General features: G+C 38.2%; 27 protein-coding genes and 1 pseudogene. 7 read left to right on the forward strand and 21 right to left on the reverse strand.

Annotated features, from left to right (window positions below):
* Positions 1-8 precede the first annotated feature (8 nt).
* The 9 genes from flgK to D569_RS0103690 form a co-directional block, all read right to left on the reverse strand.
* A complete protein-coding gene (gene flgK, locus D569_RS0103650) occupies positions 9-1,676 on the reverse strand; it encodes a flagellar hook-associated protein FlgK (protein ID WP_018931042.1) in 1,668 nt (555 codons plus the stop codon).
* Positions 1,677-1,691: 15 nt separating this feature from the next.
* Complete coding sequence (locus D569_RS0103655) at positions 1,692-2,189, reverse strand: flagellar protein FlgN (protein WP_018931043.1); 498 nt, start codon at positions 2,187-2,189, stop codon at positions 1,692-1,694.
* 30 nt (positions 2,190-2,219) lie between these two features.
* The gene (flgM, locus tag D569_RS0103660; RefSeq protein ID WP_018931044.1) at positions 2,220-2,474 is read right to left on the reverse strand and encodes a flagellar biosynthesis anti-sigma factor FlgM; all 255 of its coding nucleotides are present in this window, start codon (positions 2,472-2,474) and stop codon (positions 2,220-2,222) included.
* Positions 2,475-2,657: 183 nt separating this feature from the next.
* Positions 2,658-3,080: a TIGR03826 family flagellar region protein gene (locus D569_RS0103665; RefSeq protein ID WP_018931045.1), complete on the reverse strand. Its 423-nt coding sequence runs from the start codon at positions 3,078-3,080 to the stop codon at positions 2,658-2,660.
* Between the two features lie 25 nt (positions 3,081-3,105).
* On the reverse strand, positions 3,106-3,804 hold the full coding sequence (locus tag D569_RS0103670; RefSeq protein WP_018931046.1) for a ComF family protein: 699 nt from the start codon (positions 3,802-3,804) through the stop codon (positions 3,106-3,108).
* Positions 3,801-5,138 carry an ATP-dependent helicase ComFA gene (locus D569_RS0103675; RefSeq protein WP_026287203.1) on the reverse strand — a complete coding sequence of 446 codons (1,338 nt, stop codon included), beginning with the start codon at positions 5,136-5,138 and terminating at the stop codon, positions 3,801-3,803. The genes D569_RS0103670 and D569_RS0103675 overlap by 4 nt, the downstream gene beginning before the upstream one ends.
* A gap of 42 nt (positions 5,139-5,180) precedes the next feature.
* Positions 5,181-6,023, reverse strand: coding sequence for a DegV family protein (locus D569_RS0103680; RefSeq protein WP_018931048.1), 843 nt, complete (start codon positions 6,021-6,023; stop codon positions 5,181-5,183).
* A 341-nt stretch (positions 6,024-6,364) separates the two neighbouring features.
* A complete protein-coding gene (locus D569_RS0103685; RefSeq protein WP_018931049.1) occupies positions 6,365-7,066 on the reverse strand; it encodes a response regulator transcription factor in 702 nt (233 codons plus the stop codon).
* A 107-nt stretch (positions 7,067-7,173) separates the two neighbouring features.
* Positions 7,174-8,319 carry a sensor histidine kinase gene (locus D569_RS0103690; protein WP_018931050.1) on the reverse strand — a complete coding sequence of 382 codons (1,146 nt, stop codon included), beginning with the start codon at positions 8,317-8,319 and terminating at the stop codon, positions 7,174-7,176.
* A gap of 156 nt (positions 8,320-8,475) precedes the next feature.
* On the opposite strand from D569_RS0103690, the gene D569_RS0103695 reads away from it, so the two are divergent.
* Positions 8,476-9,117 (forward strand): YigZ family protein, encoded by a 642-nt coding sequence (locus tag D569_RS0103695; RefSeq protein WP_018931051.1) that lies wholly within the window; start codon positions 8,476-8,478, stop codon positions 9,115-9,117.
* 51 nt (positions 9,118-9,168) lie between these two features.
* Here the strand turns inward: D569_RS0103695 and D569_RS24265 are convergent, their stop codons facing one another.
* From D569_RS24265 to D569_RS0103710, 4 genes and pseudogenes are all read right to left on the reverse strand, one after another.
* On the reverse strand, positions 9,169-9,315 hold the full coding sequence (locus D569_RS24265; protein WP_018931052.1) for a hypothetical protein: 147 nt from the start codon (positions 9,313-9,315) through the stop codon (positions 9,169-9,171).
* Positions 9,316-9,363: 48 nt separating this feature from the next.
* Positions 9,364-9,624, reverse strand: a pseudogene (locus D569_RS25115) (VanZ family protein); the annotation flags it as partial.
* A gap of 196 nt (positions 9,625-9,820) precedes the next feature.
* Positions 9,821-10,045, reverse strand: a complete 225-nt coding sequence (locus D569_RS0103705; protein WP_018931053.1) for a VanZ family protein — start codon at positions 10,043-10,045, stop codon at positions 9,821-9,823.
* A 141-nt stretch (positions 10,046-10,186) separates the two neighbouring features.
* Positions 10,187-10,513, reverse strand: coding sequence for a helix-turn-helix domain-containing protein (locus tag D569_RS0103710; protein ID WP_018931054.1), 327 nt, complete (start codon positions 10,511-10,513; stop codon positions 10,187-10,189).
* Positions 10,514-10,818: 305 nt separating this feature from the next.
* Here D569_RS0103710 and D569_RS0103715 point away from each other — a divergent pair, with 305 nt between their 5' ends.
* Together D569_RS0103715 and D569_RS0103720 are read left to right on the forward strand one after the other, a co-directional pair.
* Positions 10,819-11,394, forward strand: coding sequence for a class D sortase (locus tag D569_RS0103715; protein WP_018931055.1), 576 nt, complete (start codon positions 10,819-10,821; stop codon positions 11,392-11,394).
* A 55-nt stretch (positions 11,395-11,449) separates the two neighbouring features.
* On the forward strand, positions 11,450-13,471 hold the full coding sequence (locus D569_RS0103720) for a penicillin-binding transpeptidase domain-containing protein (RefSeq protein WP_018931056.1): 2,022 nt from the start codon (positions 11,450-11,452) through the stop codon (positions 13,469-13,471).
* 172 nt (positions 13,472-13,643) lie between these two features.
* On the opposite strand, the gene D569_RS0103725 is transcribed toward D569_RS0103720, so the two are convergent.
* The 4 genes from D569_RS0103725 to D569_RS0103740 all read right to left on the reverse strand — a co-directional run bounded on the left by D569_RS0103725 (position 13,644) and on the right by D569_RS0103740 (position 17,000).
* Positions 13,644-14,600: a nuclease-related domain-containing protein gene (locus D569_RS0103725; RefSeq protein WP_018931057.1), complete on the reverse strand. Its 957-nt coding sequence runs from the start codon at positions 14,598-14,600 to the stop codon at positions 13,644-13,646.
* A gap of 52 nt (positions 14,601-14,652) precedes the next feature.
* Positions 14,653-15,645 carry a Gfo/Idh/MocA family protein gene (locus D569_RS0103730; RefSeq protein WP_018931058.1) on the reverse strand — a complete coding sequence of 331 codons (993 nt, stop codon included), beginning with the start codon at positions 15,643-15,645 and terminating at the stop codon, positions 14,653-14,655.
* A 12-nt stretch (positions 15,646-15,657) separates the two neighbouring features.
* Complete coding sequence (locus D569_RS0103735; protein ID WP_018931059.1) at positions 15,658-16,431, reverse strand: SDR family oxidoreductase; 774 nt, start codon at positions 16,429-16,431, stop codon at positions 15,658-15,660.
* Between the two features lie 116 nt (positions 16,432-16,547).
* Positions 16,548-17,000 carry an IDEAL domain-containing protein gene (locus tag D569_RS0103740; RefSeq protein WP_245548480.1) on the reverse strand — a complete coding sequence of 151 codons (453 nt, stop codon included), beginning with the start codon at positions 16,998-17,000 and terminating at the stop codon, positions 16,548-16,550.
* A gap of 210 nt (positions 17,001-17,210) precedes the next feature.
* Here D569_RS0103740 and D569_RS0103745 point away from each other — a divergent pair, with 210 nt between their 5' ends.
* The gene (locus tag D569_RS0103745) at positions 17,211-18,251 is read left to right on the forward strand and encodes an FUSC family protein (protein WP_018931061.1); all 1,041 of its coding nucleotides are present in this window, start codon (positions 17,211-17,213) and stop codon (positions 18,249-18,251) included.
* Between the two features lie 488 nt (positions 18,252-18,739).
* On the opposite strand, the gene D569_RS0103750 is transcribed toward D569_RS0103745, so the two are convergent.
* Complete coding sequence (locus D569_RS0103750; RefSeq protein WP_018931062.1) at positions 18,740-20,443, reverse strand: methyl-accepting chemotaxis protein; 1,704 nt, start codon at positions 20,441-20,443, stop codon at positions 18,740-18,742.
* Between the two features lie 191 nt (positions 20,444-20,634).
* Positions 20,635-22,353, reverse strand: coding sequence for a methyl-accepting chemotaxis protein (locus D569_RS0103755; protein WP_018931063.1), 1,719 nt, complete (start codon positions 22,351-22,353; stop codon positions 20,635-20,637).
* A 214-nt stretch (positions 22,354-22,567) separates the two neighbouring features.
* Between D569_RS0103755 and pxpB the strand changes: the two genes are divergently transcribed.
* Genes pxpB through D569_RS0103770 form a run of 3 tightly spaced genes read left to right on the forward strand, consistent with a single transcriptional unit; the run spans position 22,568 to position 24,925 of the window.
* Positions 22,568-23,248, forward strand: coding sequence for a 5-oxoprolinase subunit PxpB (gene pxpB / locus D569_RS0103760; RefSeq protein ID WP_018931064.1), 681 nt, complete (start codon positions 22,568-22,570; stop codon positions 23,246-23,248).
* Positions 23,238-24,203 (forward strand): 5-oxoprolinase subunit C family protein, encoded by a 966-nt coding sequence (locus D569_RS0103765; RefSeq protein ID WP_018931065.1) that lies wholly within the window; start codon positions 23,238-23,240, stop codon positions 24,201-24,203. The genes pxpB and D569_RS0103765 overlap by 11 nt, the downstream gene beginning before the upstream one ends.
* Positions 24,197-24,925, forward strand: coding sequence for a 5-oxoprolinase subunit PxpA (locus D569_RS0103770; RefSeq protein ID WP_018931066.1), 729 nt, complete (start codon positions 24,197-24,199; stop codon positions 24,923-24,925). The genes D569_RS0103765 and D569_RS0103770 overlap by 7 nt, the downstream gene beginning before the upstream one ends.
* Before the next feature lie 271 nt (positions 24,926-25,196).
* On the opposite strand, the gene D569_RS0103775 is transcribed toward D569_RS0103770, so the two are convergent.
* Complete coding sequence (locus D569_RS0103775) at positions 25,197-25,799, reverse strand: YesL family protein (protein ID WP_018931067.1); 603 nt, start codon at positions 25,797-25,799, stop codon at positions 25,197-25,199.
* Positions 25,800-25,809: 10 nt separating this feature from the next.
* Positions 25,810-26,844 (reverse strand): LacI family DNA-binding transcriptional regulator, encoded by a 1,035-nt coding sequence (locus tag D569_RS0103780; RefSeq protein WP_018931068.1) that lies wholly within the window; start codon positions 26,842-26,844, stop codon positions 25,810-25,812.

Genomic DNA, 26,844 nt, shown 5'->3' on the forward strand with positions numbered 1-26,844 from the left:
TAACTTACTTACCTCCCTACTAAGCCCATATTATTAATAATTCGATCAAGCATCTCGTCTACTGCTGTCATATTTCTCGCTGCAGCATTGTAAGCATGCTGATATTGAATTAAGTTCGTCATTTCTTCATCTAAGGATACTGAACTAATCGCTTGGCGAGATTCCTCAACTTGCTGACGAAGAATGCCAGAGTTGTTTTTCATTCGATTGGATTCCTCTGCGACAACACCCATTTCACCGATTATTGATTCAAAGTAACTTTTGATTGTAGCTTTGTCATCTAATTGGTCAGGATCATTTTCATCATAAGATAGAAATTGTTCGACACGTTTCGTATATACATTTGCAAGTTCTGTTGCATTCTCTCCATCACCTGGTGCTCCAGTCGAGCTTGCTGCAATCAAATCTACATCATTTGCAATCGCTTCTGAGAGTGCAATGGTATCTGCTGTTATTCCGGTGAAAAATTCGCCACCTTGGACCGGTTCACCATCTTCTTTTACGAGCGTATAACCGTTACTATGTACAGCGTTAAATTCATTAACAAAATGTTCAACCATCGTATCCAAGTCTGCTAACATTTCATTAATCTCGCCTGCTGCTGTTCCTTCTTCCTCACCTGTTCCACCATATTCAAAATCATTTAAATAACCAGATCCATCGATTAACGCATTTAATTTTCCTTGTACGTCATAATTAGATGCGTAAATATGAATCTCATCACCATAGTTTGCAACTAAATTCTCTGTTTGTTCTTCTACTGTTAAATTACGATCCGGTTGAGCGAAAAACATGGCTTTTAAATTATTATCATCATCAAAGTCAGCAAAAATATGTTTTACCGCTTCCTCACTTCCTGGTTGCACATCTACACTGCCGTCTACTAGTTTAATTGGTTCGTCATTTCCATTTTCGACATCATCATTATCGGTAATCAGTGTAATTGTTGCGATACCTTGGGCAATTGGGCTTGGTTGACCTGAACTTTTACGGTAATCTACTTTAATATCAGCGTAGCCTGATAATTCATCAATCAACCGATCACGTTCATCATAAAGGTCATTAGGTACATAGCCATGTGGCTCAATTTTGTTTATTTGACCATTTAGCTGATTAATTTGATCAATTAATGAGTTAACTTTCGTGTTATCAACACCTATTTCATTTTTTAAATTTGCTCTCACATCTTGTAGAGAACCATGTATATATTGAAAAGCATCGGCTAAGGCGTTAGCGCGCTCTTTAACAACGGAGCGTGCACCTGAATCCTCTGGATTTACGGATAAATCCTGTAACGATTTCCAAAACAAATCTAACGTTTGCGATAGCCCCTCATCTGTTGGCTCGTTCAGAATCGACTCTAGTTTGGACATCGTGTCCGCTTTTGATTCATAGAAACCAACCTTAGAATTTTCCTGGCGATATTGCTTATCGATGAAACTGTCACGAATTCGTTCGATCGAACCCGCTTCAACTCCACTTCCAATTTGACCAGGAATCTCGGGCCTATTTCTCGATGCAGCTGGGTATGGCGCCGTTGCGGTCATATTCACTCGTTGTCTCGTATAGCCTTCTGTATTGGCATTGGCAATGTTATGACCAGTTGTATATAGTGCCGTCTGTTGCGTATGAAGTGCTCGTTTTGCTACTTCTAATCCGTTAAAAGTTGATGGCATGTTTGTTCCTCCTACTTACGCTTTCGAATCAAATGCCGAACGCCTTGGTGCAGACGGCTTTGATTGATGCTTGTTATTTCCATAATTTAAATTTTTCATGGTTGGCTGCATCATGTCTAATGACAGCTGAACAAATTGTAAGGACTGCTGGGTTAATTGTTTATTTAAATCCTCTTGGCTACGTAATTCTACTAATTGTTCCGCTAATTGTAAGGTTACTTCTTTCAATTGCTTTTGTTCCGCTCCAGTTGTATGTTCTTCAATGATTGTTGAAACCGTGACAGTTGTTGGGTCTAGATTCTGTGTGGTTGCCCAACTTGCTACTGCTTCGATTCGCTTTTGCTCGATTTGATTGATTGCTTGCACGTGTTTCTGTTCTTTGACCAGTAACTTTTGCAATGCATCTGTTTTATTTTTCTTTAAAATCTCTGTTTTTTGTTTTGAAACCTGCAGTAGACTGTCATGTAACTCAATCAATTTATTTAGTTGTTGGATAATAGGCTGAACGGACATAAAGGCTTGCTCCTTTTTTCGTACATTGTATTAGGCTTTCCAGTAGTTTAACAGCTTCTTCGCTGTTTCTTTGTTGTTGACTTGATATTCGCCATTATCTACTTGCTGTTTAATTTCGTTCACATAAGTCTGGCGAGATTCCTTTTGTTGCATTTTTAATGCTTTATCTGAAATTTCCAATTGATCGGGTTTCAGTGAACGGGACTTGGATGTTGTTTTCTGCTGGATATGTTGTTGTTTTTGATAGGGATTCATATTTGAATGGTTGGGTCCATGTATTTTCAAGACCTTTCACCTCTTTCCTTTTTCTCGTACATACGTATTTATTATCTATATCGGATGGATCTTTGAAATGTTTAATATTCTTTTAGTATATCGGTTTGAGGAGCCATTGAGAAGATGTCTAAAGTTGTAGATTTGGGTCTTATGGATTAACCGCAATTAGAAAACCTCCAAAAGATGGAGGTTTTAGTATTTGCGGCTTCTTGTATAGTACGTTTGTGCTTTTTGTTTTTCTTCTTGTTCATTTCTCCGTTTGACTTGTTCGACTTCCTGTTGATGACGTAGGTCTGAAGATATTTCATCCGTACAGTTCACACAGATTTTCCCTCTGGCAATTGGCTCCCCGCAACGTTCGCATGGATAGCTTAAGTTAGGGAATTGAGTAGATCGTAGCCGCTTATCTTTTACAAATTGTAGGATAACATCTTCATCCACACCTGTAGCTTCGACAATTTCAGGAATGGTTGCTTGTCTGTTTTCACGTTTTTTCAGAAAATCATAGACGATTTGAAATTGTTTTTCATCCTCTTTCACACAATCAGGACAAATCGATTTGGTAGTTTTAACAAAAACTTTATCACACCTTACGCAATTTGCTAATTCTCCCATTGCTAGCACCTCTTTCTCTTTATTTCTATCTAATTAGTGTAAAACTGTATATATTAGGACATCCTGCATCCTTAAGTAAAGTTGCTGCATGATGAATCGTCATACCAGTTGTATATATATCATCGACAAGTAAGACATCAGTTTCAAGTGATTTGGTCAAGAAAAATGGATTTTTCGTTGTGATTCGCTGTTGCCTTGATTTTTTTGATTGTTTTTCGGATTGACTTGCCTTTCTGGAAAGTGTGGCTATCACTGAATTTTTAGTGTGCTTAGCAATCACTTCAGCAATAGCTGTTGCTTGATTAAATGCTCGCTCCTGCAGTCTTTCATTTGTTAGCGGAATTGGTACAATTGTCAGGGATTCGATCGGATAAAAGTTTCTCAGCTCTCTTTGGATGTACGGTGTAAATATTTCTGTTAGTTGATAATCACCACGATATTTCCACTGCGCAACGACTTCTTGCATAAACGGAGTGTAAGAAAAAAGCGATCGATTAAACTGTAATACATCGCGAAACTTTGCGCTGGATTGCCACTTTTTGCAATCATCACATATCTTTTTCTCCGGCATTTGTCTTCCACACCTTTCACAAATAGTACCATTAATTCTAGCCAACTGTGAAGCACAGTTATCACATAAGTTCGTCTTTTCGCTGGGAAGAAAAAGCGTGCTCCAAGTAACAGGCTGATTAATCCAATCCTGACATTTCAAACAATATGTCATAGCTTCTTTCCTTTCTTATTCATCATTTTGATTTGCGCTATGGCATCTTCCATCGCATTGGTTTTGCCTTGGTGGATAAACAGGACATTTCCATCGGGGTCATCCGGACTTCTTCCTGCTCTTCCTGCAATTTGGACTAATGCTGCTTCATCAAAGACATGGTGTCCAGCATCGAGAATCACGACATCTACCGACGGAAAGGTTACACCTCGTTCAAGAATCGTTGTAGTAACGAGGGTGTTGATCTTTTTTTGACGGAATTGTTCCACTTTTTCTTTTCTGTGTGGATCTTCGGCATGTACAGCAACTGCCTGGTAGTGATCGGCTACTTTCTTTAATAAAGCTATCGTTGAGACAAAAAGTAATAATTGGCGGGAAGTTGATCTTTTAGTGAGGAATTGTTGTAGAACTTTTGGCTCTGTTCCTTGTTGGAGCTTTTTTCGTAGGTTTAATTCTATCTTCAATTTGGGGATTGGCAGTGGATGGCCATGAAAGCGAATCGGTACAAATTGTACTGGCAATTTCCTTTGGTGGATTTTTCGTTTATGCTCTGGTCTCGGAGTTGCCGTTAAATAAATCGATGTGGCATCCTGTTTACAAGCTCGATCGGTTAAAAAGGGTAATGTTTTGTCATGGTGAAAAGGGAACGCGTCAATCTCATCGATAATCATGACATCGAAAGCTTGGTAGTAACGGATTAATTGATGGGTAGTGCTGATGACCAGCTGTCCTTTATCGGTTCGATCTGGAGAATCTGCATACAACGCTTCGATTTCTGACTCTGGAAAAGCTTGTTGAAGACGAGGAAACAGTTCTCTTACTACATCTGCTCTTGGCGTGGCAATGCAGATTCGTTTCCTTTCTTGGATTGCTTTCGTTATCGCTGGGAATAGCATTTCTGTTTTACCAGAACCACATACAGCCCAAATCAGTAGTTCTTTCTGTTGGGTGCTGATCGTTTGTGCAATTGCCTGTGCTGCTCTTTGTTGAGGTGGAGTTAATGTGCCTGTCCAGTGACATGGCTGTGTTTGAAGTGGCCAAGACGGAACTGTTCCATTCCATGTAATCAGGGTATCACATTGGAGCACCCTACCTGTCTGGAGACAATGACGGCAGTAGAGATGGGTGTGATTACACCTTGCGCATGGTATATTGGCAAACAACTGTTGATTTTTATTGCCACAGCGGTTACATTTGGGACGTCCATATTTAGTAGTTATACTTGGTAGTCGTTTTACTTGATCAGTGCGGAGTAGATAATCAATAGTTGGCTTAGTAAGTGGAAGTTCCGAGGTTAACAAAAGCTTTCCTGCGAGGATTTGGGAAAAATTCATATCAAGCCTCCTGTATGATTGGTGGGGACAAGCCCCACCACTTTATTTTTTATACCATCCCATCCCTAGTGATCCTTCACCGAGATGTGTGCCGATAACTGGTCCGAAGTAACTTACTGATATTTCTACATTGTCAAAACGTGTTTCTAATTCCTGTTTAATTTCTTCCGCCTCAGCCTCACGATTCGCGTGTATAACAGTTGCTCGAATCGGTACGCCTGTTGAAGCATCTTCTTCGAACAATTCGAAGATTCGCTTTAATGCCTTTTTCTTAGTACGAATCTTTTCATATGGCACGATCTTAGTATCTTCAAAATGCAGAATTGGTTTGACTTGAAGCATGCTACCAAGCAGAGCTTGAGCACCATTCAATCTGCCGCCGCGATGAAGATGACTTAAATCGTCTACCATGAAATATGCGCGAAGTGAATCTTTTATCTCATGCAAGCGTGACATAATGGTTTGGGCATCTTCGCCATTCTGAGCCAAATCTGCTGCTTCTAGCACATAGAATCCTTGCGCCATACAACTGATTTCAGAATCAAATGGAAAGATTTCCATTCCTTCTACCATTGATTGTGCAGTAACAATCGATTGAAAAGTACCACTAATACCGCTGGATAATGTAATAAAAATGGCTTGATCATAATCTTTGGCGAGTTCGTTTAATTTTTGCGTTATGAGGCCGATAGATGGTTGTGAAGTCTTGGGGAAATCTTCTACCTCTCTTACTTTCTGATAAAATTCTTCAGTGGAGATATCGATTTCTTCCTGGTAGGAGTCGTTCCCAATTACCACATTAAGGGGGACCATATGTATATTTTTTTCTTCTCTATACGAATCCGGAATATATGCCGTACTATCGGTAATGACAGCAACTCTCATATTTATATCTAACCTTTCTACTAGTTTTTAGATTACTATATTTTATTTTACCTAATATTATGTTCGTTGCATAGTCTTAAGTTGAGAAAGGTTTATGGAAAGAAATACAAGTCCCTGATCGACCATGAACGTCTCCAGACAAACGAACGGACATTGATTCCGTTATTTGTATCAAAAACGATTGTTTGGTAACTTTCGCGGACATCTATTCCGTTATTTCATACTATTTCTTGTTAATAAGCATAAAATAGATGAAATAGAGGATCAAATGTCCGTCAAACCTAACCATTATCGGTTATGTACAAAAATAGAGGAATAAATGTCCGCTTCATGGATAAAACTTATAAGATTTCTACCCAACCTTTTTTAATAGCAATAACAACAGCTTGGGTACGGTCTTTAACCTTCATTTTTTGTAAAATACTGCTTACGTGATTTTTTACGGTTTTTTCACTTATATAAAGAGATTCTGAAATCCCTTTGTTACTTTTACCTTCTGCCAGTAATTGCAACACTTGGCATTCACGTCGAGTCAGTAAGTGAAGTGGTTTACGATGCTCTACTTCTTTTAATTTGGAAAGGGAAGTGTCAGAATCATATAATGCATCTTCTTCTGTCACTAACCTGCGATATTCTTTCACTAAATTATGAGTTACTTTCGGGTGTAAATAAGAGCCCCCTTCTGATACAACGGAAATGGCATCAATTAGTGCATCAGAATCCATTTCTTTTAGTAAGTAACCTTGTGCACCAGATTTCAAAGCGTGGGTAACATAATTTTCATCATCATGAATCGATAGAATGATGACTTTTACGCCAGGGTAACGTTCCAATAGTTCAGCAGTTGCTTCTACCCCGTTAACACCAGGCATGTTGATATCCATTAGTACCACATCAGGCTTGTACTTTTTCACAAGCTCTGCAGCCATGGAACCATCGTCACCTTCTGCTAAAACATTAAAACCATCCTCTAATTCTAATATCCTTTTAACCCCTTCGCGAAACAATTTGTGATCATCGATTAATACAATGTTAGTTGACATGATTACTCCTCCTCAAGTTCCTATATACTATTTTATTTATTTTTTGATATCATCATCGATGTAATAGTGCGATTAACTCCTATCCCTACCATTATACCTGATTCAGGTTAATTTGCAGTATTATTGTCGTGCTCAAGTGGGATTGTGATGTTAACTCTTGTGCCAGCCCCTTGTTTACTGGTAATGTCTAATTCTCCTCCGAGAATATCAACTCGTTCGTGCATGCCTATTATACCAAAAGATTTATCTTTTTTCTCGGATTGTTCGAAACCTTTGCCATTATCTGTAATGGTAGCGACTACTCTATCACAAGAAATGTCTAACTCCACCAAAATCAGTTTAGCTTCCGCATGTTTTATTGCGTTTTGAATCGACTCTTGGATTAAACGAAATAAAGCAACTTCGTAATGACTATGTAATCGCTCGTCAGACGATTGATATTGAAAGCGAATGTTAGGATGTTGATCTTCTAATGTTCTTATGTACTTTTTAATAGTTGGTATTAATCCTAAATCATCCAGAGCCATTGGGCGTAAGTCATAGATAATCCGCCTTACTTCATATAAAGAATCACGAATCATTACTCTAACATTACGCATTTCTCGAACTGCGCCATCAACATCACCTTTCTTAAAAGTACGATCGACTATTTCAGAACGCAACATAATGTTCGCTAGCATCTGTGCCGGACCATCATGCATTTCTCTTGAAAGGCGGCGACGTTCTTCTTCTTGTGCTTCAATAATTTTTAAACCAAATTCTTGTTTTTCATAAGCATCACTAATCAAATCAGACACTTCTTGAAAGTCCTCATTTAAATAATTCAAGACAATTGAAACTTTTCCAACTAATCCTTCTGCTCGTTCGACCATTTGTTCGATTGATTTAAGCCTTAATTCAATTTCATCTCGTCTATCCCTGAGCACTTTTTCCTTATCACGTGTCACCACTAAATCTGTTTGAAGCTGATGGGCTTGGTCGTATACTTCCCTAATTTTTTCTTCTGAATATTCTTTGAAGTTTTTACTTACTTCCGCTAGTTTTTTTCTAGCTAGTTTTACTTTCTTTTCGAGGGCATCCCCTTCATCAATAACCACCGCTACATCTTCTTTTAACACTGCTAATTCGTGCTCTAATGTTTGATATTCCTTACGAGAATCTTCGGCGATTTCAAAGATTTCATCCTTGCTGTTTTTTACTGTATCTATCATCTCGTCTATTATATAATCTAATGTACGATCTGTATGTTTCATATACTAAACCTCACCACCTAGTTTCATTTTATACCATACGAAATATATAGTTCTTTTTTAGGGGGTTATCATAATATTCTTTATTCCCTATTACAATTATTTTACACGCATTTATTTCATGAACACAAATTTATTCGTATTTAGGAGGATTTATATATGCTTAACCACTATTTTACTGTAAAACTAGAAGGATCTGATGAACAGATCATTCAAAAATCTAGGTTCATCGGGTATGTGAAACGCGTAACTAGTGAAGATGAAGCCCAACAATTTATTCAAGCTATCAAAAAAAAGCATGCTGATGCTACTCATAACTGCTCTGCCTATATGATTGGCGAACATGACCAAATTCAGAAAGCTAATGATGACGGTGAACCGAGTGGTACTGCCGGTGTTCCGATCTTAGAGGTATTAAAGAAACGACAACTAAAAGACACGGCAGTCGTAGTTACCAGATATTTTGGCGGGATTAAGCTAGGGGCTGGTGGTCTGATTCGCGCATATTCCAGTACAACCTCATTGGCGATCAATACGACAGGTGTTGTCGAGCGAAAACGAATGAAGAAGTTTTTTGTAACAGTTGACTATACTTTATTAGGTAAATTGGAAAATGAATTACGCCAATCTGATTATTTATTAGAAGAAACGGAATATTTAGACAAAGTAACCTTTCACGTCCGTACTTTAGTTGGTGAAGAAAGTGGTTTCTCAGACTGGATAACAGATTTGACTAGTGGAAATGTTGACCTAAAGGAAGGCGAGAATTCTTATATAGAGGTAGACGTTTCGACCGAGTGACTATTTCCCTGGAAATAATTCGAGTGTGAATCAACTTCACACTCTGTTTTTTTATTTTTTATGAAATGATAATAGATTAGCCTGCTTCAATTCATTCGTCAGTTTTTTTATAAAATCTTGTGAATTATCGATTTGTTCTCTTTCGGTTTGATCTAGCATTTTTTGTAATATAGACCGATACACCTCTTGCTCCGTCAAACGACTCAACCCCTTTACCCATCCTAATGATACAATATGTTTGTACTTCTATTTTCGTAACTTGTTTACTATCAAAATAATAAAAATCGCTATCAAAGCTCCTATTCCATCAAGAACGACATCACCTACGTATGGTGTACGGTTTGGCGTTAATCCTTGATGCCATTCGTCAAAAATAGCGTACACTAAAGTAATCAAAAATGCAAAAAAAGATACTAGAGTTGCTCTTTTATACTGCCATGTCTTGCTGATCGCTAGATATAATAGACCACACAGTATGGCGAATACTCCTACATGAGCCCCTTTTCTAAGAACAAAAGCGCAAGCGCCCGATTAGAAACGTAGCAACTTCAGAATCAACTGAGATAAAGGAATCACGGTGAGCTTGCGAGCCGATGATGACTTATCGTAGGGCGATTCGTGAAGTTGCCTAGTTTCTGGGGGCTGGAGCTGGACGTGACTCACCACGCTACCCTGATACACATGGTCAAATTATTATAATTACCTAGCCCAAAAATTCGACAAATCCTTCTACACCTAATTGTTCGACACTGACCACAGAATGATGATAGCTAAAGGAAATCGGCTGTAAAATGGCTGTAAGAAAGGATAAGTCAATATGTTGAGAAAGAAATGGCTTGATGTCTTGTTCCTCGTATGGTTGGTCAGATGCGTAATATATGACTCCCATCCACAGTAGAGGAAAAAGCCAATATATTAACTTCTTCATGATTTCCTTAAACTCCTCTTTTTTCTACTATAATAATTTGTAAATTATACCACAATTTCTGACTGTTGATTACATTCTTGTTCACAATGCAGATAAAAAAATAGTCAGCTACTCCTCTAAGTGGCTGACTTGTCTGTTTAGTTAATGATTTTGTTTCCATTTGTTAAATTCTAAAAATTCTTTGAATTCTTGTTTAGAGACACCAGAATGCATTGCTTCTTCTGCAAGCTTTAACCATTCTTCATCTAATTGTTCTTTAATTTCTTCATCTGATTGAGACATTAATAATTCATTAACGGTTACACCAAGGACCTTACCTACCTTCTCCATGAACTGAATCGATGGATTGGATTGGATTCCACGTTCAATAGAACTTAAATAGGACTTGGCAATCCCGGCTTGCTCAGCAACTTCGGATAATGACATTCTTTTTTGTTTCCTTAATTCTTGAATTTTTTGCCCTATCACAACAATTCACCCACTTTCCTGCTAACCATCATTATAACATAAATGTTTTTTTCTGTTCTATATAAAGGTACGTCTTTTTGTCGAATTATGCAAGGGTTTATGACTATTTTTGCGCATTTTGCAGAAAATCAAGACTAAAGTCCTGTAGAATTATTCGTTAAAACGTAATATTTTAGTTTGTCCCCATTGGAAATTAGTTCAAATGTCGAAGATTTACAACTATTTTCCGTTAATAAACACGTGCATTTTACCATTATTATTAGTATAATATGGATAATACATAGACTAAAGAGGTGTGGAATACTATGAAGAAGTTAGCGCTACTTTTTATTCTGGCTGGAGTCGTACTTCTAAGTATTGGCGGTTATCGTTACTTCCAAATACAAGCTGCTGAAAAACAGGCCGCTACGGAAGTAAATGAATTACTTGAAAAATCTACTAAAGGAGAGATATCAAAACGAACACCGGAGGAATTTTTTCCAGATATGGGAGAAGCGGTTGGGTATTTACACATTCCAACACTTGATGCTCAATTGCCTATAGTAGAAGGTACTGATCCAGATGAATTAGAGAAGGGAGTCGGCCATTATCGAGGTACAGCCTATCCAAAGCAAGACGATCAAATCGTACTGTCTGGCCACCGTGATACTGTATTTCGAGATTTAGGAGAAGTAGAGGTCGGAGATACTTTTATAATAGAATTAGAATATGGAGAATTTGAATATGAAATGGTTGATTCCAAGATTGTTGATGCAGACGATACAACCATTATTAAATCAACAGCGCCTGACGAAGAATTGGTTATCACGACTTGCTATCCATTTTCCTATGTAGGAAACGCACCTGAAAGATATATAATCTATGCAAAACCAATTTATTAAGCGTATTGTCTGTTACCAATACGCTTTTTCACTTGTTTTATAGGGGGTAAATTAGATGAAAAGGTTATTCATTGTATTGATAAGTTTGCTAGCGTTTTTAGCTGCTTGTCAAGATGACGAACAGGTCAAGCCTGAAGATCGCTTGCAGGAATATGTTGACCATTGGATGGCGGAAGACTTTGAAAGTATGTATCCAATGGTTGAAGAAGATGTAGATAAAGAGGAATTTGATCGTTATCCCAAAATATATGGAGACTTGGAAGTATCCGATCTATCTGTCGAATACGAACTACCGGATCAAGAAGAGGAAGAGATTGACTTGGACGAGGTTGAGTCGGTATCATTCCCGGTCAGTGTAAGTATGGAAACAATGGCGGGGCCGATTTCTTTTGATACAGAAATTGAAATGGTGAAAACGATTAAAACGGTTGAAGATGAAGAAGAAATTGATTGGCTAGTTAATTGGCACCCTGGCTTTATCTTCCCCGAGTTAGAAGACGGCGGAACAGTTGGAATCAACAGAGTTGAGCCAGTTCGCGGAGAAATCTATGACCGAAATCGTGAAGCACTGGCTGTCAATGAAAGTATTTATGAATTAGGTGTCGTAGATGATTGGTTTACCGAGAATAAAGAGGAAGAAAAAGAAGAAATAGCAGAAATACTGGATATTACAGTGGAAGATATTGATCAAGCATTAAGTGCTGACTGGGTCACACCAGATGTGTTTGTTCCATTAAAAGTAGTTCCTAGCATAAGTGAAGATGGATTAGAAGAAGCCTTACAATCAATTAAACCATTTACAAAACAAACGACGACAGGACGTATCTATCCTTTAGGTGAAGCTGCCGCACATTTAGTAGGATATATCGCACCAATTACAGCTGAAAAATTAGAAGAAGTCGACTCTGACGTTTATTCGGAAAGTGATTTAATTGGTTATAGAGGACTAGAAGAGTTATTTGAAGAAGAACTCCGTGGTGAAGAAGGTGTCCAGATTTATGTCGATAAAGAAGATCAAGATCCTGTCGTCATTGCTGAAACAGAGGTGAAAGATGGGGAGACCATCACCCTCACCATAGATGCAAAAGTACAACAAAGCATCTTTGATTCATTAGATGGCGACGCCGGAACTGCAGCTGCAATAGATCCTGCGACTGGTGAAACCTTAGCATTAGTAAGCAGTCCAGCTTTCGACCCGCACGCTTTTCTATATGGACTTAGTGGCGATCAATGGAATGAGTGGCAAGAAGATCCAAAGAATCCATTATTAAATCGATTTAGCGCAACCTTTGCACCTGGCTCATCGTTCAAACCAATTACAAGTGCTATTGGCTTGGAAAATGGCTCGATTGATCCAAGTGAAGGTTACACTATCGAAGGATTAACCTGGCAAAAAGACGGCTGGGGAAATTACTCCGTTCGACGTGTTTCTGAATCAAACGGCCCGGTTGACTTAAGAGATGCACTCGTCCGCTCCGATAATATCTATTTTGCTATGCAAGCATTAGAAATGGGTGAAGATGCGTTTGTATCTGGCTTAGAAGCATTCGGTATTAGTGAGGAAGAGTTCCCTTTCACTTATCCAATCGAATCGAGCTCGATTTCTTCTGATGGTACATTAAGTGAAGAAGTACTGTTAGCAGATACGAGCTATGGTCAAGGACAACTTGAAATGAGCGCACTGCAACTAGCAACGAGCTATTCCATTTTCCAAAATGACGGCAACATTGTCCAACCAACCTTATTGATGGATGAAGAAGACGGACAGACATGGAAAGAAGGATTACTTTCTAGTGAAAATGCCGACATCATTCGTGATGCATTACGTGGCGTCGTAACAGATGGTACCGGAAGTGGCGCAAATGTTAGTGGATTAGGGATAGCCGGAAAAACTGGAACTGCCGAACTGAAGCAATCACTAGATGAAGAAGGTGCTGCTGAGAATGGTTGGTTCGTCGGTTATCCGGAAGATGGCAGTGTAATCATCGCTATGATGGTAGAAAACATCGAAGATAAATCAAATGGCAGTGGATATGTCGCCGAAAAAGTCGGAAACGTATTTTCTGAGATTAAATAAGAATGGATAGGAGAGCTAGCCCCAAGGAGATCGGGCTAGCTCTTTTGTATAAGGTTATCTGGACACTTTTTTATACTTTCTGGACACTTTTTGTGATAATCTGGACACTATCTTCATTTTTCTGGACACTTTTACAATTTTTCTGGACACTAATTCACTTTTTCTGGACACTCTACATAAATGGTACTAAATCATGATGTCTATAGTATGCACCTTTACTCGTTCCAACTTTAATAAAACCTGCTCGATTCATCATTTTCCTAGCTGCATCTGGAGATAGTCCTCCTAAAAAATCATAAGCTAGTCTTTTCGTTATCCTATTCTCCGACAATAATGCTAAATCAAACAACACTGGCAAATAGGCATCAGAGCTGCGTTCATTACAAAAAGGACATTGCCAACGCAGGCGTATTCTGTTCATCGCAAATCTTGTACATGCCGGACATGGTACACCTTTAATAAGATCGCTCCACTTGATACCATAACGGTCCATTATAGGAAAATGTGCTTCTTGGTGGTGATCATGTAGAAAGGATACAATCTCCTGATTTCTAGAAGGTGATATTTTCGCCGGGTGTTTTCGTGCTATTTTTTCTAAAAAAGATGGAAGTGCTTGCGCTGTGAGGATCCGGTGCCTATCTGGATAATCCTGAAGTTCTAGAATGGCATAACGGTTGACGAATACCGCTGCGGTAAAGGTGGGAAGCTGTTCGATGCCATGCTCATCCAGAAACCGAGGTAATTGTGCATGTTGGAGATCTACTTGTAATAATGGATCTGGAAAGACTTCTTTTTCTCCTGCTTTCGTTCGTATTAGCTGTCGGGAATGTGGATCAAAGTAGATGGGCGCGGTATAATTCTTGATTTCTAGTATGACACGATAGCCTAGATCAAAAAGGAGCCAGTCGATCTGGAATGCTGATTGGTGCTCAATGCGGAGTCCGTTAAGGAATTGTGGTGAATCAAGGTGGGCTTGCTTCAGGTAATATTCAAGGTTTGCTTCTCCTGCTTGTCCTGACTCAAATTGCCGCCACTTGTCATAGATGTAGCGATATTGCGGATGATCTTGCGGAAGTCGATCAAGTAGTGCTTTGTGCTTCAATACTTTTAATGAGGTTTTGGGTATCATTTCTCCTCCCCTTTCCAATATAGGCACAGCAGAAATCTACTGTGCCTCTCTTTTATAATGCGATTACTTGTCCTGTTTTACTACTCTCATAAACGGCATCAAGCACTTTCATTTGGTTACGTATTTTGGTAATGTCATAGAATAATGGTTGATTGTTCAATACTGCATGAGCGAAGTGTTCTGCCATTAATGTGTACTGGTCACCTGCTTCTTGCAATACCCTTGTACCTTCATCTGTTTTCACATGGATTTCACCTGTCATTCCTTCATTTGTGTCTGGGCGGAATGCTGATGTTACGGTGATGATTCCCTTTGAACCGACCACTTCGTATGACTCACGCGATGTGCAATCAAAACTGGAATCAAAAGATGTAACTATGCCATTTCCAAAGGTCATCGTACCCACCATCGTTGTATCTACTTTTAATTCCGGATGATAGTAGGCACTTGCGTGAACGGATACAGGTTCTTGTTCTAGGATATTACGAATCGCATGTAGGGTGTAACATCCGACGTCAAACATCGATCCACCACCAAGCTCATTATTCAAGCGAATGTTGGAACGGTCTTCCAGATAAAAAGAGAAGCTTGCGCGCATAAAGGATACATCACCAATCACATCGTCTTGAATCAATTGCTTTACTTTTTGATGCTGGGGATGGAATTGATACATAAAAGCTTCCATGAATACCACATTATTTCTTTCACATGCAGTAATCATTTCTTCTAATTCTTCGTTAGTGACTGCAACAGGTTTCTCACAAAGTACATGTTTGTTCTTTTCGGCTGCTTTGATTACCCATTCTTTATGTAAAGCGTTTGGCAGTGGGATATAGACTGCATCGATATCTGGATCGTCTAATAAAGCCTCATAGCTGTCAAACGTACGTGGAATATCGAGCTCTTCCGCTGCTTCATTTGCAGTTTGTTGATTTCTACTTGCGATCGCAACTACTTCCCCATTATTGGATCTCTGAATCGCTGGTATCACTTGTGTCCTACCGATTTTTGCTGTACTGAGTACTCCCCATTTTAATGTTGTCATGTTACCTCTCCTTTATAATGTCTTGATTGCACCGCCATCTACAATTAAGGTTTGTCCCGTAATATATGTATTAGCAGCTGACCCTAGAAAAAGGATTGCTTTCGCGAATTCTTCTGGTTGTCCGATACGACCAATCGGGATATTTGCTCCTGCTTGTTGAATTCGTTCTTCAACCGATTCATCTGATGGTTGTTGTTTGTATATGTCTCGAATCCGGTCCGTTTCCATTGTGCCAGGACCAACTGAATTAATCAAAATTTGATCAGTTGCTAATTCCTGAGATAAGCTCTTAGATAAGCCAACGATAGCAGGGCGGAATGTATTCGATAGTAATAGTCCGTCTAGTGCTTGTTTCATCGAACTTGATGTAATATTAACAATGCGTCCGAATTGCTGTTCTTTCATTCCAGGTGTTACGGCTCTAACTGTACGAATAATATTCATGAGCAACAATTCAAAAGCATGCTGCCAATCCTTATCATCAAAGTCATTAAACTGACCTGCAGGTGGACCTCCAGCGTTATTGATTAAAATATCAACACGACCAATTGTCTGCATTAAATTTTCAATGTCCTGACTTTTGGTAAGGTCACAGACGATTGCTTCTACATTAGCATTCCCTGTTTTTTCAACGATCTCAGCTACTGCTTGTTCTAGTTGTGCTTTACTTCTACTTGCGATAACAACATGTGCACCCTCTTCAGCATATGCTGTGGCACATGCCTTACCTAAACCTTTGCTTGCTGCTGTGACAAGAACCTTCTTATCTTTCACTCCTAAATCCATGACACACCTCCTAACACTATTTTAAAAGGGATGCGATTACAATAGCAAGCAACAAGAGTCTTAAACAATAAAGTTAGACTTCTTTACCAAGAAAAAACAGCTGCTCTAAGCAACTGCTACATTTCATTTAACTTCGTTGTATACAAATGGAAACTGTCTGGATTTTTTTCATCTAAAGCTCGATCAATAAGTCTTAATAAATTGCTTTTCTCTAATTCCATAATCACATGGTCAATATTATCCGTCTTCTCATCAGTTTGTGACACGATCATATACGGGCTTAAAATAGTGGATAGATGCTCCTGAAAATCTTTTACTTTCATCAGATCTGATAATGTTATCCGGTTATATTTTTTTCCTTTTTGAAAAACGAAAACATCGTTTTTATTTTGAATTTGTTGTGTATCGCGATTAATTCGAATTTCTCGAGCTTCGAGCGGAACAAAATGATATACTTCATCATCCATTAACAAAGAAAAATATTGATAAGCAAGTACCACCCGAATGTGTTTGCCTTCTTCTTTCACATAATACGGTTTTAACATTTTTACGGAAAGCAAATTCAACACCTCCTCAAAAATTCATAACGCACTAATCTGCTTGAGATATACTCTTATTTTACATCATATGCAAGAAATAAGAAAGCGTTTACAACTAATTACCAAAAAGAAATTTTTGGCTAGTAATCGTTATCCTTCCATTTAAGCAGATTCACCATGGTAAGCTAACGATTTCTGCGGTATACTAAGCAATAGAATGTTCGAAGGAGAATTTTTCTAATGAAATGGTCAAAATTACGCTACCGTTTTTTTGGTAGGCGAATAATCAAAACAGCATTAGCTGTCTTTTTAACATCCATGTTATGTGAATGGATCGGCTGGCCGCCAGTATTCGCTGTCATCACTGCGATTGTCACCGTCGAACCAACTGTTGCTGATTCGATCAAAAAAGGGATTGTCCGTTTTCCTGCTTCGGCAATAGGTTCAGCCTATGCCGTTTTATTTATCTACTTGTTTGGGAACTCACCCATTACTTATACATTGTCCGCCTTGTTTACAATTATCACGTGTTATCGATTAGGTTTACATGCTGGACTGCTAGTAGCAACCTTAACATCCGTTGCCATGATCGAAGTAATCCATACTAATTTATTTGTCTCTTTTATTATTCGACTTGGCACCACAACAGTCGGACTATTAGTATCAACATTAGTCAATATGTTTATTTTACCGCCTAATTACACAAAAAAAATAATGACTAATATCCATGATCTATTAAAACAGACAGGAGAAGAATTAGAGATTATATTGAAGCAATTAGTTGGAAAAAACCGACTCTCCAAGCAAAAAACAGAGATAGACAGTCGTTTTTTAACATTAAAAACGACATTGGATCAGACAGATAAATTGTTGAATTTTCAAGCAGCAGAATCGAAATATCATCGACTGGACGAGCGTACGAAGCATGTATTTGATTACGAAAGAAAAAACCTCAAGAGATTGCGATTGATTCATTATCATATCGGTAATTTAATTAATACACCAATCCAAAACATCTGTTGGTCGAAGCAAGAGTGTGAAGACATTATGCAAATGGTGGAAACACTAGTTGATTTCATGAAATATCCTGATCATTATAAAGCAAGTGCCTACCGACAACAGGTAAAAAAGTTAATGAATCAATTCTGGGAAAGTAAAAAACCAAGTGATGATCAAAATACTACCCTTTTTACACCAGAAGTCATTATCTTATATGAATTACTGTCTATTTATAATATCGTAGAAAAGATATTAATTAGTGAAAATGAACTGAAGAAATAACAAGAGTCTGGGACACAACTCCTCCGGCTACCCACTTTCCTTCCCTTGATTTAGGCAATTATCCCCGGAAGAGAAGAGATTTTCCTCGGAACAGAGGTAGCGCTTCCGGGGATATCTCTTTCCCTTCCCTGGATATAGGCGATTATCCTTGGAAGAGAAGGCTTTTTCCCTGGAAGAGAAAGCTTTTTCCTCGGAACAGAATGGCCATTCCGGGGATATCTCCTTTAATAGGGTTTCCACGACGGCATAGAAAACAATCCGAAAGTAATTTTTGTTTGAGTAGATGTTGTATTTGCACAACGAAGTAATCTGCAGGAGCGGTTTGTCAGCATTCTCCAAGGAAGATTAAGCAGAGTGAATCGAGGCACGTTACTGCACAGTTTATGTTTAAGCCGCTATAAAACTCATCAGCTTGCATCTAAAGACCCGAACTATTCCATTTGTTATGGATAGTTCGGGTCTTTATTTAACTTAGATACTTATTTCCTTTAAATCTTAAATTGCCTTACTAATCCATTTAATTCTTCTGACAGCTTTGCCAGATCTTCGGAATTGGACGATACTTCTTCCATTGAACTGCTTGCTTGTTGGGCAGATGCTGACGTCTGCTCAACACCGGCAGCTGATTCTTCCGAAATCGAGGCAATTTCTTCGACAAAACTATTAATCTCTTCACTACTTGTCCTCATGTCAGACAAATTAGTTGTTACAGTTTTAATACTAGAAACCATTTCTGTTACAGCATGATTAATTTGCTCGAAAGTCTCTCCTGTCTTTTCAATTTGTTCAGAGCCTGCTTCCACTTCACCGTAACCTTCTTCTAACGATTGGGTTACATTAGAAGATTCACTTTGGATATTCGTAACAATTCCAGTGATATCGTTAACGGACTCTGCTACCTGTTCCGCTAATTTGCGAACTTCATCTGCTACGACCGCAAAACCTTTGCCATGTTCTCCAGCACGTGCTGATTCGATGGCTGCATTTAATGCTAATAAATTAGTTTGTTCCGCAATATCCTTAATCACTGCGACTAGTTTTGAAATTTCTTTTGACTGATTATCTAAACCACGTACTTTTTCTACTGCATCTTGTACAATCGTATGGATCCGGCCCATTTGTGCAATAGAAGTGTTCATCAATTCATTACCATTTTCAGCCATACTTAATACATTAGCTGATGCTCCTTCAATTCTCTCCCCATTTTGATCCGCCTCATGTACCTTTTGAGAGAAATCACTCATTTTCGATGCAACATCTCCGGCATGATTTGCTTGGGTTTCTGCGCCTGAAGCTAATTCCTGCATAGTCGAAGCTATTTGCTCCGTTCCAGACTTCACTTCAGTTGCTGATTGATTTAATTCTTCACTTTGAGCAGTCACTGTATCAGAAACAGTTGAAACCTGTTGAATGATCTTCCTTAAATTCGTACTCATCTTATTTATCGAACTTGCAAGTTGTCCAATTTCATCATTGGCTTGATAATCTATATTTTCAACTAAAAGATTACCATTCGCAATGCTATTACTTACATCGACTACTTTATTTAAATTTTTGGAAACTGTTCGATTAACGATGATAATTAATATGATACTAATAATCAGTGATACAACAATCGCGATAACTAGTGCTACGATGGCCATTGTTTGACTTGTTTTTGCCCCTTCTATCGCATTTGCTCGTTGATCATTAACTAATACTTTTAGCTCTTCTAGGGTCCGGACAGTTTCACTTTGAAATTGTTGAGCCTGGCTTGCATGTTGTCCAGCTGCTTCCATATTACCTTGACCCACATAACTAACCACTTCATTGAATTCCAAGTTAAATTCATCATCATAGGCTACTACTTTTTCAATGAGTTCCTTCTCTTTTTTAGTGTTCATTTTTTCACTTATTTTAGATTCTAACCTATCTAATAAATCTTTACGTTGATTAAATTCATTTACTACTTCAGATGTAGGATCTTCCATATATTGAAACACACGGATACCTTTAGCTCTGATTAATGAACCCATCTCTGTTACATCAACTGCTCTATCTCCTCTTCTTTCCATTGCTTCAATTTGCGATTGAACATTTTGTAAGAAAAAGAAAACTAACACAGCAGAAATCACAAAAAGACTTAAAACAACACTAAGGATAAGACCATACTTTGTACCAATCTTCACATTCTTAAAACGAAATTTTTTCATGCTTTTCCTCCCATTGGTGATCATACTTGATGAAAAAGTTATAATATGCGACTATTCTAACATGACCATTAGCATATTACCATAACGACCATGTAGTACTTATGTCCTTATTTTTTTATATAATTTTCTTTCCTATGAGAGGTAAAATCTCCAAAAATTAAAAACTCCCAATCAAATGGGAGTTTTGTATGTTAAATCTTAAATTGTCTTACCAATCCATTTAGTTCTTCAGCAAGTTGTGCCAGTTCCTGCGAATTAGTTGATACTTCTTCCATTGAACTACTGGCTTGTTGGGCAGATGCTGACGTCTGCTCGACACCGGCTGCTGATTCTTCCGAAATCGAGGCAATTTCCTCAACAGAACCATTAATTTCTTCACTGCTAGTTGCCATTTCTGATAAGTTAGATGTTACCGTCTGGATACTTACAACCATATCTGTTACCGCTTGATTGATTTGCTCAAAGGTCTCACCTGTTTGCTTAATCTGCTCAGAACCAACTTCTACTTCACTATATCCTTCTTCAAGTGATTGGGAAACATTCGTCGATTCAGCCTGAATGTTGGTAACAATCCCTGTGATATCTGTAACAGAATCAGCTACTTGTTCTGCTAATTTTCTCACCTCATCTGCCACTACGGCAAACCCTTTTCCGTGTTCACCTGCACGAGCAGATTCAATCGCTGCATTCAGTGCTAATAGATTTGTTTGTTCGGCTATATCTTTGATCACAGCGACCAGCTTCGATATTTCTTTTGTTTGCCCCTCTAATCCTTGTACCTTACCGACGGCATCTTTTACAATCGTGTGGGCACGTTCCATTTGTGTTACTGAAGATTCCATCATATCCCGACCATCTTCTGTCATATCTAAAACATGAGAAGATGCTGATTCGATTTTGTTGCCATTGTCATTTGCTTCCTGTACCTTTTTGGAAAAGTCACTCATCTTAGCTGCAACATCTCCAGCATGTGTTGCTTGTGTTTCTGTTCCATCAGCTAATTCTCCCATTGTTGTCGCAATCTGCTCTGTTCCTGATTTAACTTCGTTGGCTGAAGTGTTTAATTGTTCACTTTGGCTACTTACCGTATTGGAAACGTCTGCGACTCGCTCAATGATATTACGTAAGCTAGAACTCATGGTATTCATTGCGTTTGCTAATTGTCCTATTTCATCCTTACTTTGATACTTGAGATTTTCAACTAGTAAATTACCCTCAGCAATTTGATTACTAAAATCCACTACTTTATTTAAGTTTTTGGAGAGTTTGCGATTCATCACAGTAATAAGAATAACACTGATAACTAGTGAAATAACAATCGAACCAACTAATACAGCAATCGCGAACATTTGACTAGATTTTGCGTTGTTTACGGCAAGTACACGTTGTTCATTTACTATTGTTTTCAACTGTTCTAATGCTTGTACTGCTTCTGCAGCTATTTGATTTGCCTCATTAGCAGTATTGATCGCAATTTCTTCCTCATCTTGTCGCATATATCCGATTACTTCATTAAATTTTCGATTCAATTGGTCATCCAAATCACTCATTTCTTGGAATAAAGCCACTTCAGCTTCTGTATTCATACTTGGCTCCAACTGTTCCCGAAGTGCTTCAAATTGTTCAATTCGAGCATGGTATTCCTCATCAATTTCCGTAGATGCACTGTCGACATATTGAAAAATATTGATACTTTTAGCGCGAAGCAGAGATCCCATTTCGGTTACATTTACCGAACGATCCCCTCTTCTTTCCATCGCTTCAATTTCCGATTCAACATTTTGCAATAAGTACCATACGACACCTGTTGAGATTAAAAATAGTGCTAATACAATCGATAATATAATGCCGTATTTTGTTCCAACCTTAAGGTTTTTAAAATCGAATAATTTCCCCATAAAAGACTTCATCTGTATTCCCTCATTTCTCAGCTAGTCATTTTTTATATATGATTTAAAGTAAAATTGCATGAGTCTATTCTATCACGAAAACGCATACATTACTATGTTTATTTATAGGCCTTTTAACCTCTAGTTGATTCAAAATGCCTGAAAAATCTAGATTAGTTTTCTTGTATGTTACAATATTATTAATAGACAATGAAAAGAAAGAAGGTTGTTGAAGATGCTTCTTCAATCTATTTCGGAAAATGCCATCATGATGACATTACCGTATACACCCGATTCATCTGCTTATTTGATTGCAGTCAAACAACAGCTAGAAAATCAATCGTTCATTGTTGAAGCAGTAGTTGGTTACAGAACGATTACCGTATACTTTGATCCTTTACGCATTTCTCACCAAAAGATGAAAAAAGTAATTACTGCTACTAGCGAACAGAAGCAAACCGAGAAAATAAATGGTAGATTGCATCACATTCCCGTTTGTTATGACAAAACGTTTGGTATCGATATAGCACACGTCATGAAAAACAAAAAATTATCATGGCAGAAGGTTGTTGCATTACATAGCAATCCTACCTATAACGTCTCATTCTTAGGGTTCTCACCGGGGTTCCCTTTTTTAACCGGAATGGATCAAACACTTGCTACACCGAGAAAAGACAAGCCCAGACTGGAGGTACCGCAAGGATCTGTCGGAATTGCAGGCGGTCAAACAGGTATTTACCCGAGCACGTCTCCTGGTGGGTGGCAAATCATTGGGCGTACACCAGTAAATTTATTACCATTAGCTGATGACAGGCCGACATTATTAGCTCCTGGGGATCAAATTAGATTTTATCCAATCACAAAAATAGAATTTGAACAGCTTCAGAAAGAGGAGCGTATAAAAAATGACAATTGAAATAATAGAAGAAGGATTACATACCACTATCCAGGACCAGGGACGTCTTGGCTATCAATCCTACGGGTTTTCAGTCAGTGGTCCGATGGATGAATTTGCTGCCAAAATGGCGAATATTCTCGTTAATAATGATACCGACGAAGCTGTGATAGAGATGAGCTTCATTGGACCGACAATTAAATTCCATCAGCATGCGATTATTGCGATAACCGGCGGGAATATGTCTGCTAATTTAAATGATAGGCCGATACCGCTTGCCCAGCCTATCCAAGTCAAAAAGGACGATATCTTACAGTTTCGAACGGTGAAAACTGGTGGCTTTGGATATATGGCTATTAAAGGAGGCTTGGATATACCTGAAATCCTAGGAAGTCAAAGTACAGTTGTGAGAGCGGATGTAGAAGGAGTTTTAAGAGGAAAATTAGCTGTGGGTGACACGATTCCCTTTTCTCACTCCTGTCACACCGAAAACCAGCTGCATTGGGGCATTAGCCATTCTCTTTTTAATTATATTGAACAACCGGAAGAGGTAATACGTTACCTCGAAGGTCCCCAATATGATTGGTTTGATTCCGACAGATTTGAACAAACAGGATGGATTGCTTCTACACAATCCAACCGAATGGGATATCGCTTGGAAGGAACACCGATTAAAAAAAGGAAAGATCAACAGCTTTTAACAGAAGCTACGACATTCGGTTCCATTCAAGTACCACCGAATGGGCAGCCAATCATTTTAATGGCAGATGGGCAACCGACAGGAGGTTATCCAAAAATCGGACAGGTTGTGCGAGTTGATTTAAGTAAAGTAAGTCAATTAAGACCTGGTCAGCCTTTCAGATTGCAGAAGATAACGGCTGATGAAGCAATCGTCCTTTTAAAAAGTCGTGAGCGCTTAATTCGAACTATCCAGCGCTTTTGTCAGGAAAAATGGGGAGGGATAAAGCTGTGGTAAGAATAACATTGAATTGTGATTTAGGCGAAAGCTTTGGTATGTATCAAATCGGTAATGATGAAGCAATCATTCCATTAGTTGATGCAGTTAATATTGCATGTGGATTTCATGCTGGTGATCCACATACAATGAATAAAACAGTACAGTTGGCTAAAAAGCATCAAGTTAATATTGGGGCACATCCTGGTTTTCAGGATTTACAAGGTTTTGGCAGAAGAAATATCGATATACTTCCAGAACAAGCCTATGACTTGGTTGTTTATCAATTGGGTGCTTTGCAAGGATTTGTGACCATACATGATATGCAGTTAGCTCATGTGAAACCACATGGCGCTTTATACAATATGGCATGCAACAATCGTGAGCTTGCATTTGCTATCGCGCAAGCAGTACATGATGTCGATCCGAGCTTAGTATTAGTCGGGCTTGCAAATAGTGAGTTAATTAACGCTGGAGAAGAGCTTGGATTACATGTTGCCAATGAAGTGTTTGCTGATAGAACTTATCAGCCAGATGGCAGCTTAACACCTAGAAGTGAGGCTGGTTCCGTTATTCATGATATAGAACAAGCTATGAAACAAGTTTATGAAATCGCCACAACAGGAAAGGTTACTACAATTAATGGAGACAATATCAATATCAAAGCAGATACTATTTGTGTGCATGGCGATTCAGAAGAAGCATTACATTTTGTGCAGAGAATTCGAGAAATCATTGGATAAGTAAGTGGATCTGGACACTTTTGGTGATTTTCTGGACACTTTTTACGATAATCTGGACAGTATTTCACGTTTTCTGGACACTTTTCGCTATTATCTGGACACTTTATAACATAATCTGGACACTAGTAAAAAAGAATTTACGGAAACAATTGAAATGAATAAAATGGCAGAATGATCGAATGTTCCCTAGACTATTGCAATGGTAAACTAAACCGCATGAAAGCTGAATTTCATGCGGTTTAAACATTGGTTCGTTAGTGATATTACATCTTCATAAAACTTGCTGTTCAACTTTGATAGATAATTTACGAAAGATATAATACATAGTGAATGCTAAAATACTTCCGAAGATTATCAGAAAAATCGGTGCAATCAAAGTGATAGTAATTACCACAGCTATCGTTACCAACAGCAAAAGTGTATGAATAAAGTAACCTAACGAAAGAAATAAAGCATTCTTAAGCGTTTGTAATATGGAAAGTTCATAATGTACTAAAACAAAAAAAACATAAATGGTCATAAAAATAAATAGAATAATGGAAAATACCAATAAGGCAAATACTCCCGTCTTTCCAGTTAACTCTACTTGTTGCAGGATTGACCAATCAACAAATAAAATCAATCCTGCAACCGTCCATAAGACACCAATCATAAAGCTTTTTTTAAAATTTTCTTTAAATAGCGAAAAAAACAATCGAACCGATCCGGCATCTGTACCATCTGTGTGCCATTTACGGACAACTCCAAACAAAGCCGTTGTCGCAGGGAAAATAGTTATGATAGGTACAGAGCAAATAATCCAAAGCGCATTAAGCAATACAAAGTGAGCAAAAATATCAAGTATACGAAAGAAAATGTTTTCTGATTTATTCATGTCATCACCCTCATGTGGACATTGTTATATCCTTTTCGATTACACAGGAATCGCGGATAACTAGTTTTGGATCTACCAAAATGGAACCAGGTTCTGTGTTTCCATTGATTAAATCATGCAGCATATAAGCTGCTAACTTCCCCATCTTATCCTTATCTTGCTTTACAGTCGCAAGCGGGGGATCACTATAGCGACACGCTTCGATATCATCACAACCTACTAGCTTCATATCCTCAGGTACACGTATGCCCTCTTCTTTCAAAGCTTTTAATGCACCTAATGCCATCATGTCAGATGCCGTGTAAACTGCCTCTGGATATGGCTTATTAGCTAATATTCGTTTCATAGCCTGATAACCACTATCTTCAAAGTAATTACCGTATTGAATCCAATTGGATCTAACAGACATCCCAAAAAGGTTAATAAAGTGGATAAAAGCTTCCTTTCGGAGGTTAGAAATAATTGAATTTGATGGGCCACCGATAAACGCTACCTTCTTAATCGAATTTAAGTATAGATATTCTACTACTTTAGCAGAAACCTTTGCATTATCAGTAGATACATAGCTAGATCTTGGTCCCTTCAATTCGATATCGACTCCAACGCAAGGTACATTACTCTGATCCAATTGGTTAACAGCTTCCTCTAATTGTTCCCCTGCGATAATGACACAGCCATCAAGATGAAAATGTTTACATCTAGCCACATAATCCTCTTTCATCTTATTAAACTTGTCATTAGAAAAAACTAGAATATCGTATCCTAGTTTTCCTATCGCATTTTTAAATGCATTAACCACTTCATTAAAAAAAGGGTGGCTAAACTCGACATGAACTTCCCCAGCATAAATCATACCAATTAGATTGGATTTTTTTGTTGCCAATGACTTCGCTGAAAAACTAGGGTGATATCCTGTTTCTTCAATTATTTTCTTTACTTTTTTTACCGTTTTTGGACTAATACTGCCGGTTTTATTGATTACTTTTGATACGGTACCTGGTGACACACCTGCCATATTGGCTATCTCTCTGATTGTTAACTTCAT

Source organism: Gracilibacillus lacisalsi DSM 19029, from assembly GCF_000377765.1.
Lineage (GTDB): Bacteria > Bacillota > Bacilli > Bacillales > Amphibacillaceae > Gracilibacillus > Gracilibacillus lacisalsi.

Coding starts and splice junctions, on each gene's coding strand:
- D569_RS0103765 (WP_018931065.1), top strand. CDS start 23,238: ATGACAATTGAAATAATAGAAGAAGGATTACATACCACTATCCAGGAC.
- D569_RS0103725 (WP_018931057.1), bottom strand. CDS start 14,600: ATGATACCCAAAACCTCATTAAAAGTATTGAAGCACAAAGCACTACTT.
- D569_RS0103665 (WP_018931045.1), bottom strand. CDS start 3,080: ATGGGAGAATTAGCAAATTGCGTAAGGTGTGATAAAGTTTTTGTTAAA.
- D569_RS0103735 (WP_018931059.1), bottom strand. CDS start 16,431: ATGGATTTAGGAGTGAAAGATAAGAAGGTTCTTGTCACAGCAGCAAGC.
- D569_RS0103705 (WP_018931053.1), bottom strand. CDS start 10,045: ATGAAGAAGTTAATATATTGGCTTTTTCCTCTACTGTGGATGGGAGTC.
- D569_RS0103775 (WP_018931067.1), bottom strand. CDS start 25,799: ATGAATAAATCAGAAAACATTTTCTTTCGTATACTTGATATTTTTGCT.
- D569_RS0103780 (WP_018931068.1), bottom strand. CDS start 26,844: ATGAAGTTAACAATCAGAGAGATAGCCAATATGGCAGGTGTGTCACCA.
- D569_RS0103750 (WP_018931062.1), bottom strand. CDS start 20,443: ATGAAAAAATTTCGTTTTAAGAATGTGAAGATTGGTACAAAGTATGGT.
- D569_RS0103685 (WP_018931049.1), bottom strand. CDS start 7,066: ATGTCAACTAACATTGTATTAATCGATGATCACAAATTGTTTCGCGAA.
- D569_RS0103720 (WP_018931056.1), top strand. CDS start 11,450: ATGAAAAGGTTATTCATTGTATTGATAAGTTTGCTAGCGTTTTTAGCT.
- D569_RS0103755 (WP_018931063.1), bottom strand. CDS start 22,353: ATGAAGTCTTTTATGGGGAAATTATTCGATTTTAAAAACCTTAAGGTT.
- D569_RS0103745 (WP_018931061.1), top strand. CDS start 17,211: ATGAAATGGTCAAAATTACGCTACCGTTTTTTTGGTAGGCGAATAATC.
- pxpB (WP_018931064.1), top strand. CDS start 22,568: ATGCTTCTTCAATCTATTTCGGAAAATGCCATCATGATGACATTACCG.
- D569_RS0103680 (WP_018931048.1), bottom strand. CDS start 6,023: ATGAGAGTTGCTGTCATTACCGATAGTACGGCATATATTCCGGATTCG.
- D569_RS0103730 (WP_018931058.1), bottom strand. CDS start 15,645: ATGACAACATTAAAATGGGGAGTACTCAGTACAGCAAAAATCGGTAGG.
- flgK (WP_018931042.1), bottom strand. CDS start 1,676: ATGCCATCAACTTTTAACGGATTAGAAGTAGCAAAACGAGCACTTCAT.
- D569_RS0103690 (WP_018931050.1), bottom strand. CDS start 8,319: ATGAAACATACAGATCGTACATTAGATTATATAATAGACGAGATGATA.
- D569_RS0103695 (WP_018931051.1), top strand. CDS start 8,476: ATGCTTAACCACTATTTTACTGTAAAACTAGAAGGATCTGATGAACAG.
- D569_RS0103715 (WP_018931055.1), top strand. CDS start 10,819: ATGAAGAAGTTAGCGCTACTTTTTATTCTGGCTGGAGTCGTACTTCTA.
- D569_RS0103670 (WP_018931046.1), bottom strand. CDS start 3,804: ATGACATATTGTTTGAAATGTCAGGATTGGATTAATCAGCCTGTTACT.
- D569_RS0103655 (WP_018931043.1), bottom strand. CDS start 2,189: ATGTCCGTTCAGCCTATTATCCAACAACTAAATAAATTGATTGAGTTA.
- D569_RS0103675 (WP_026287203.1), bottom strand. CDS start 5,138: ATGAATTTTTCCCAAATCCTCGCAGGAAAGCTTTTGTTAACCTCGGAA.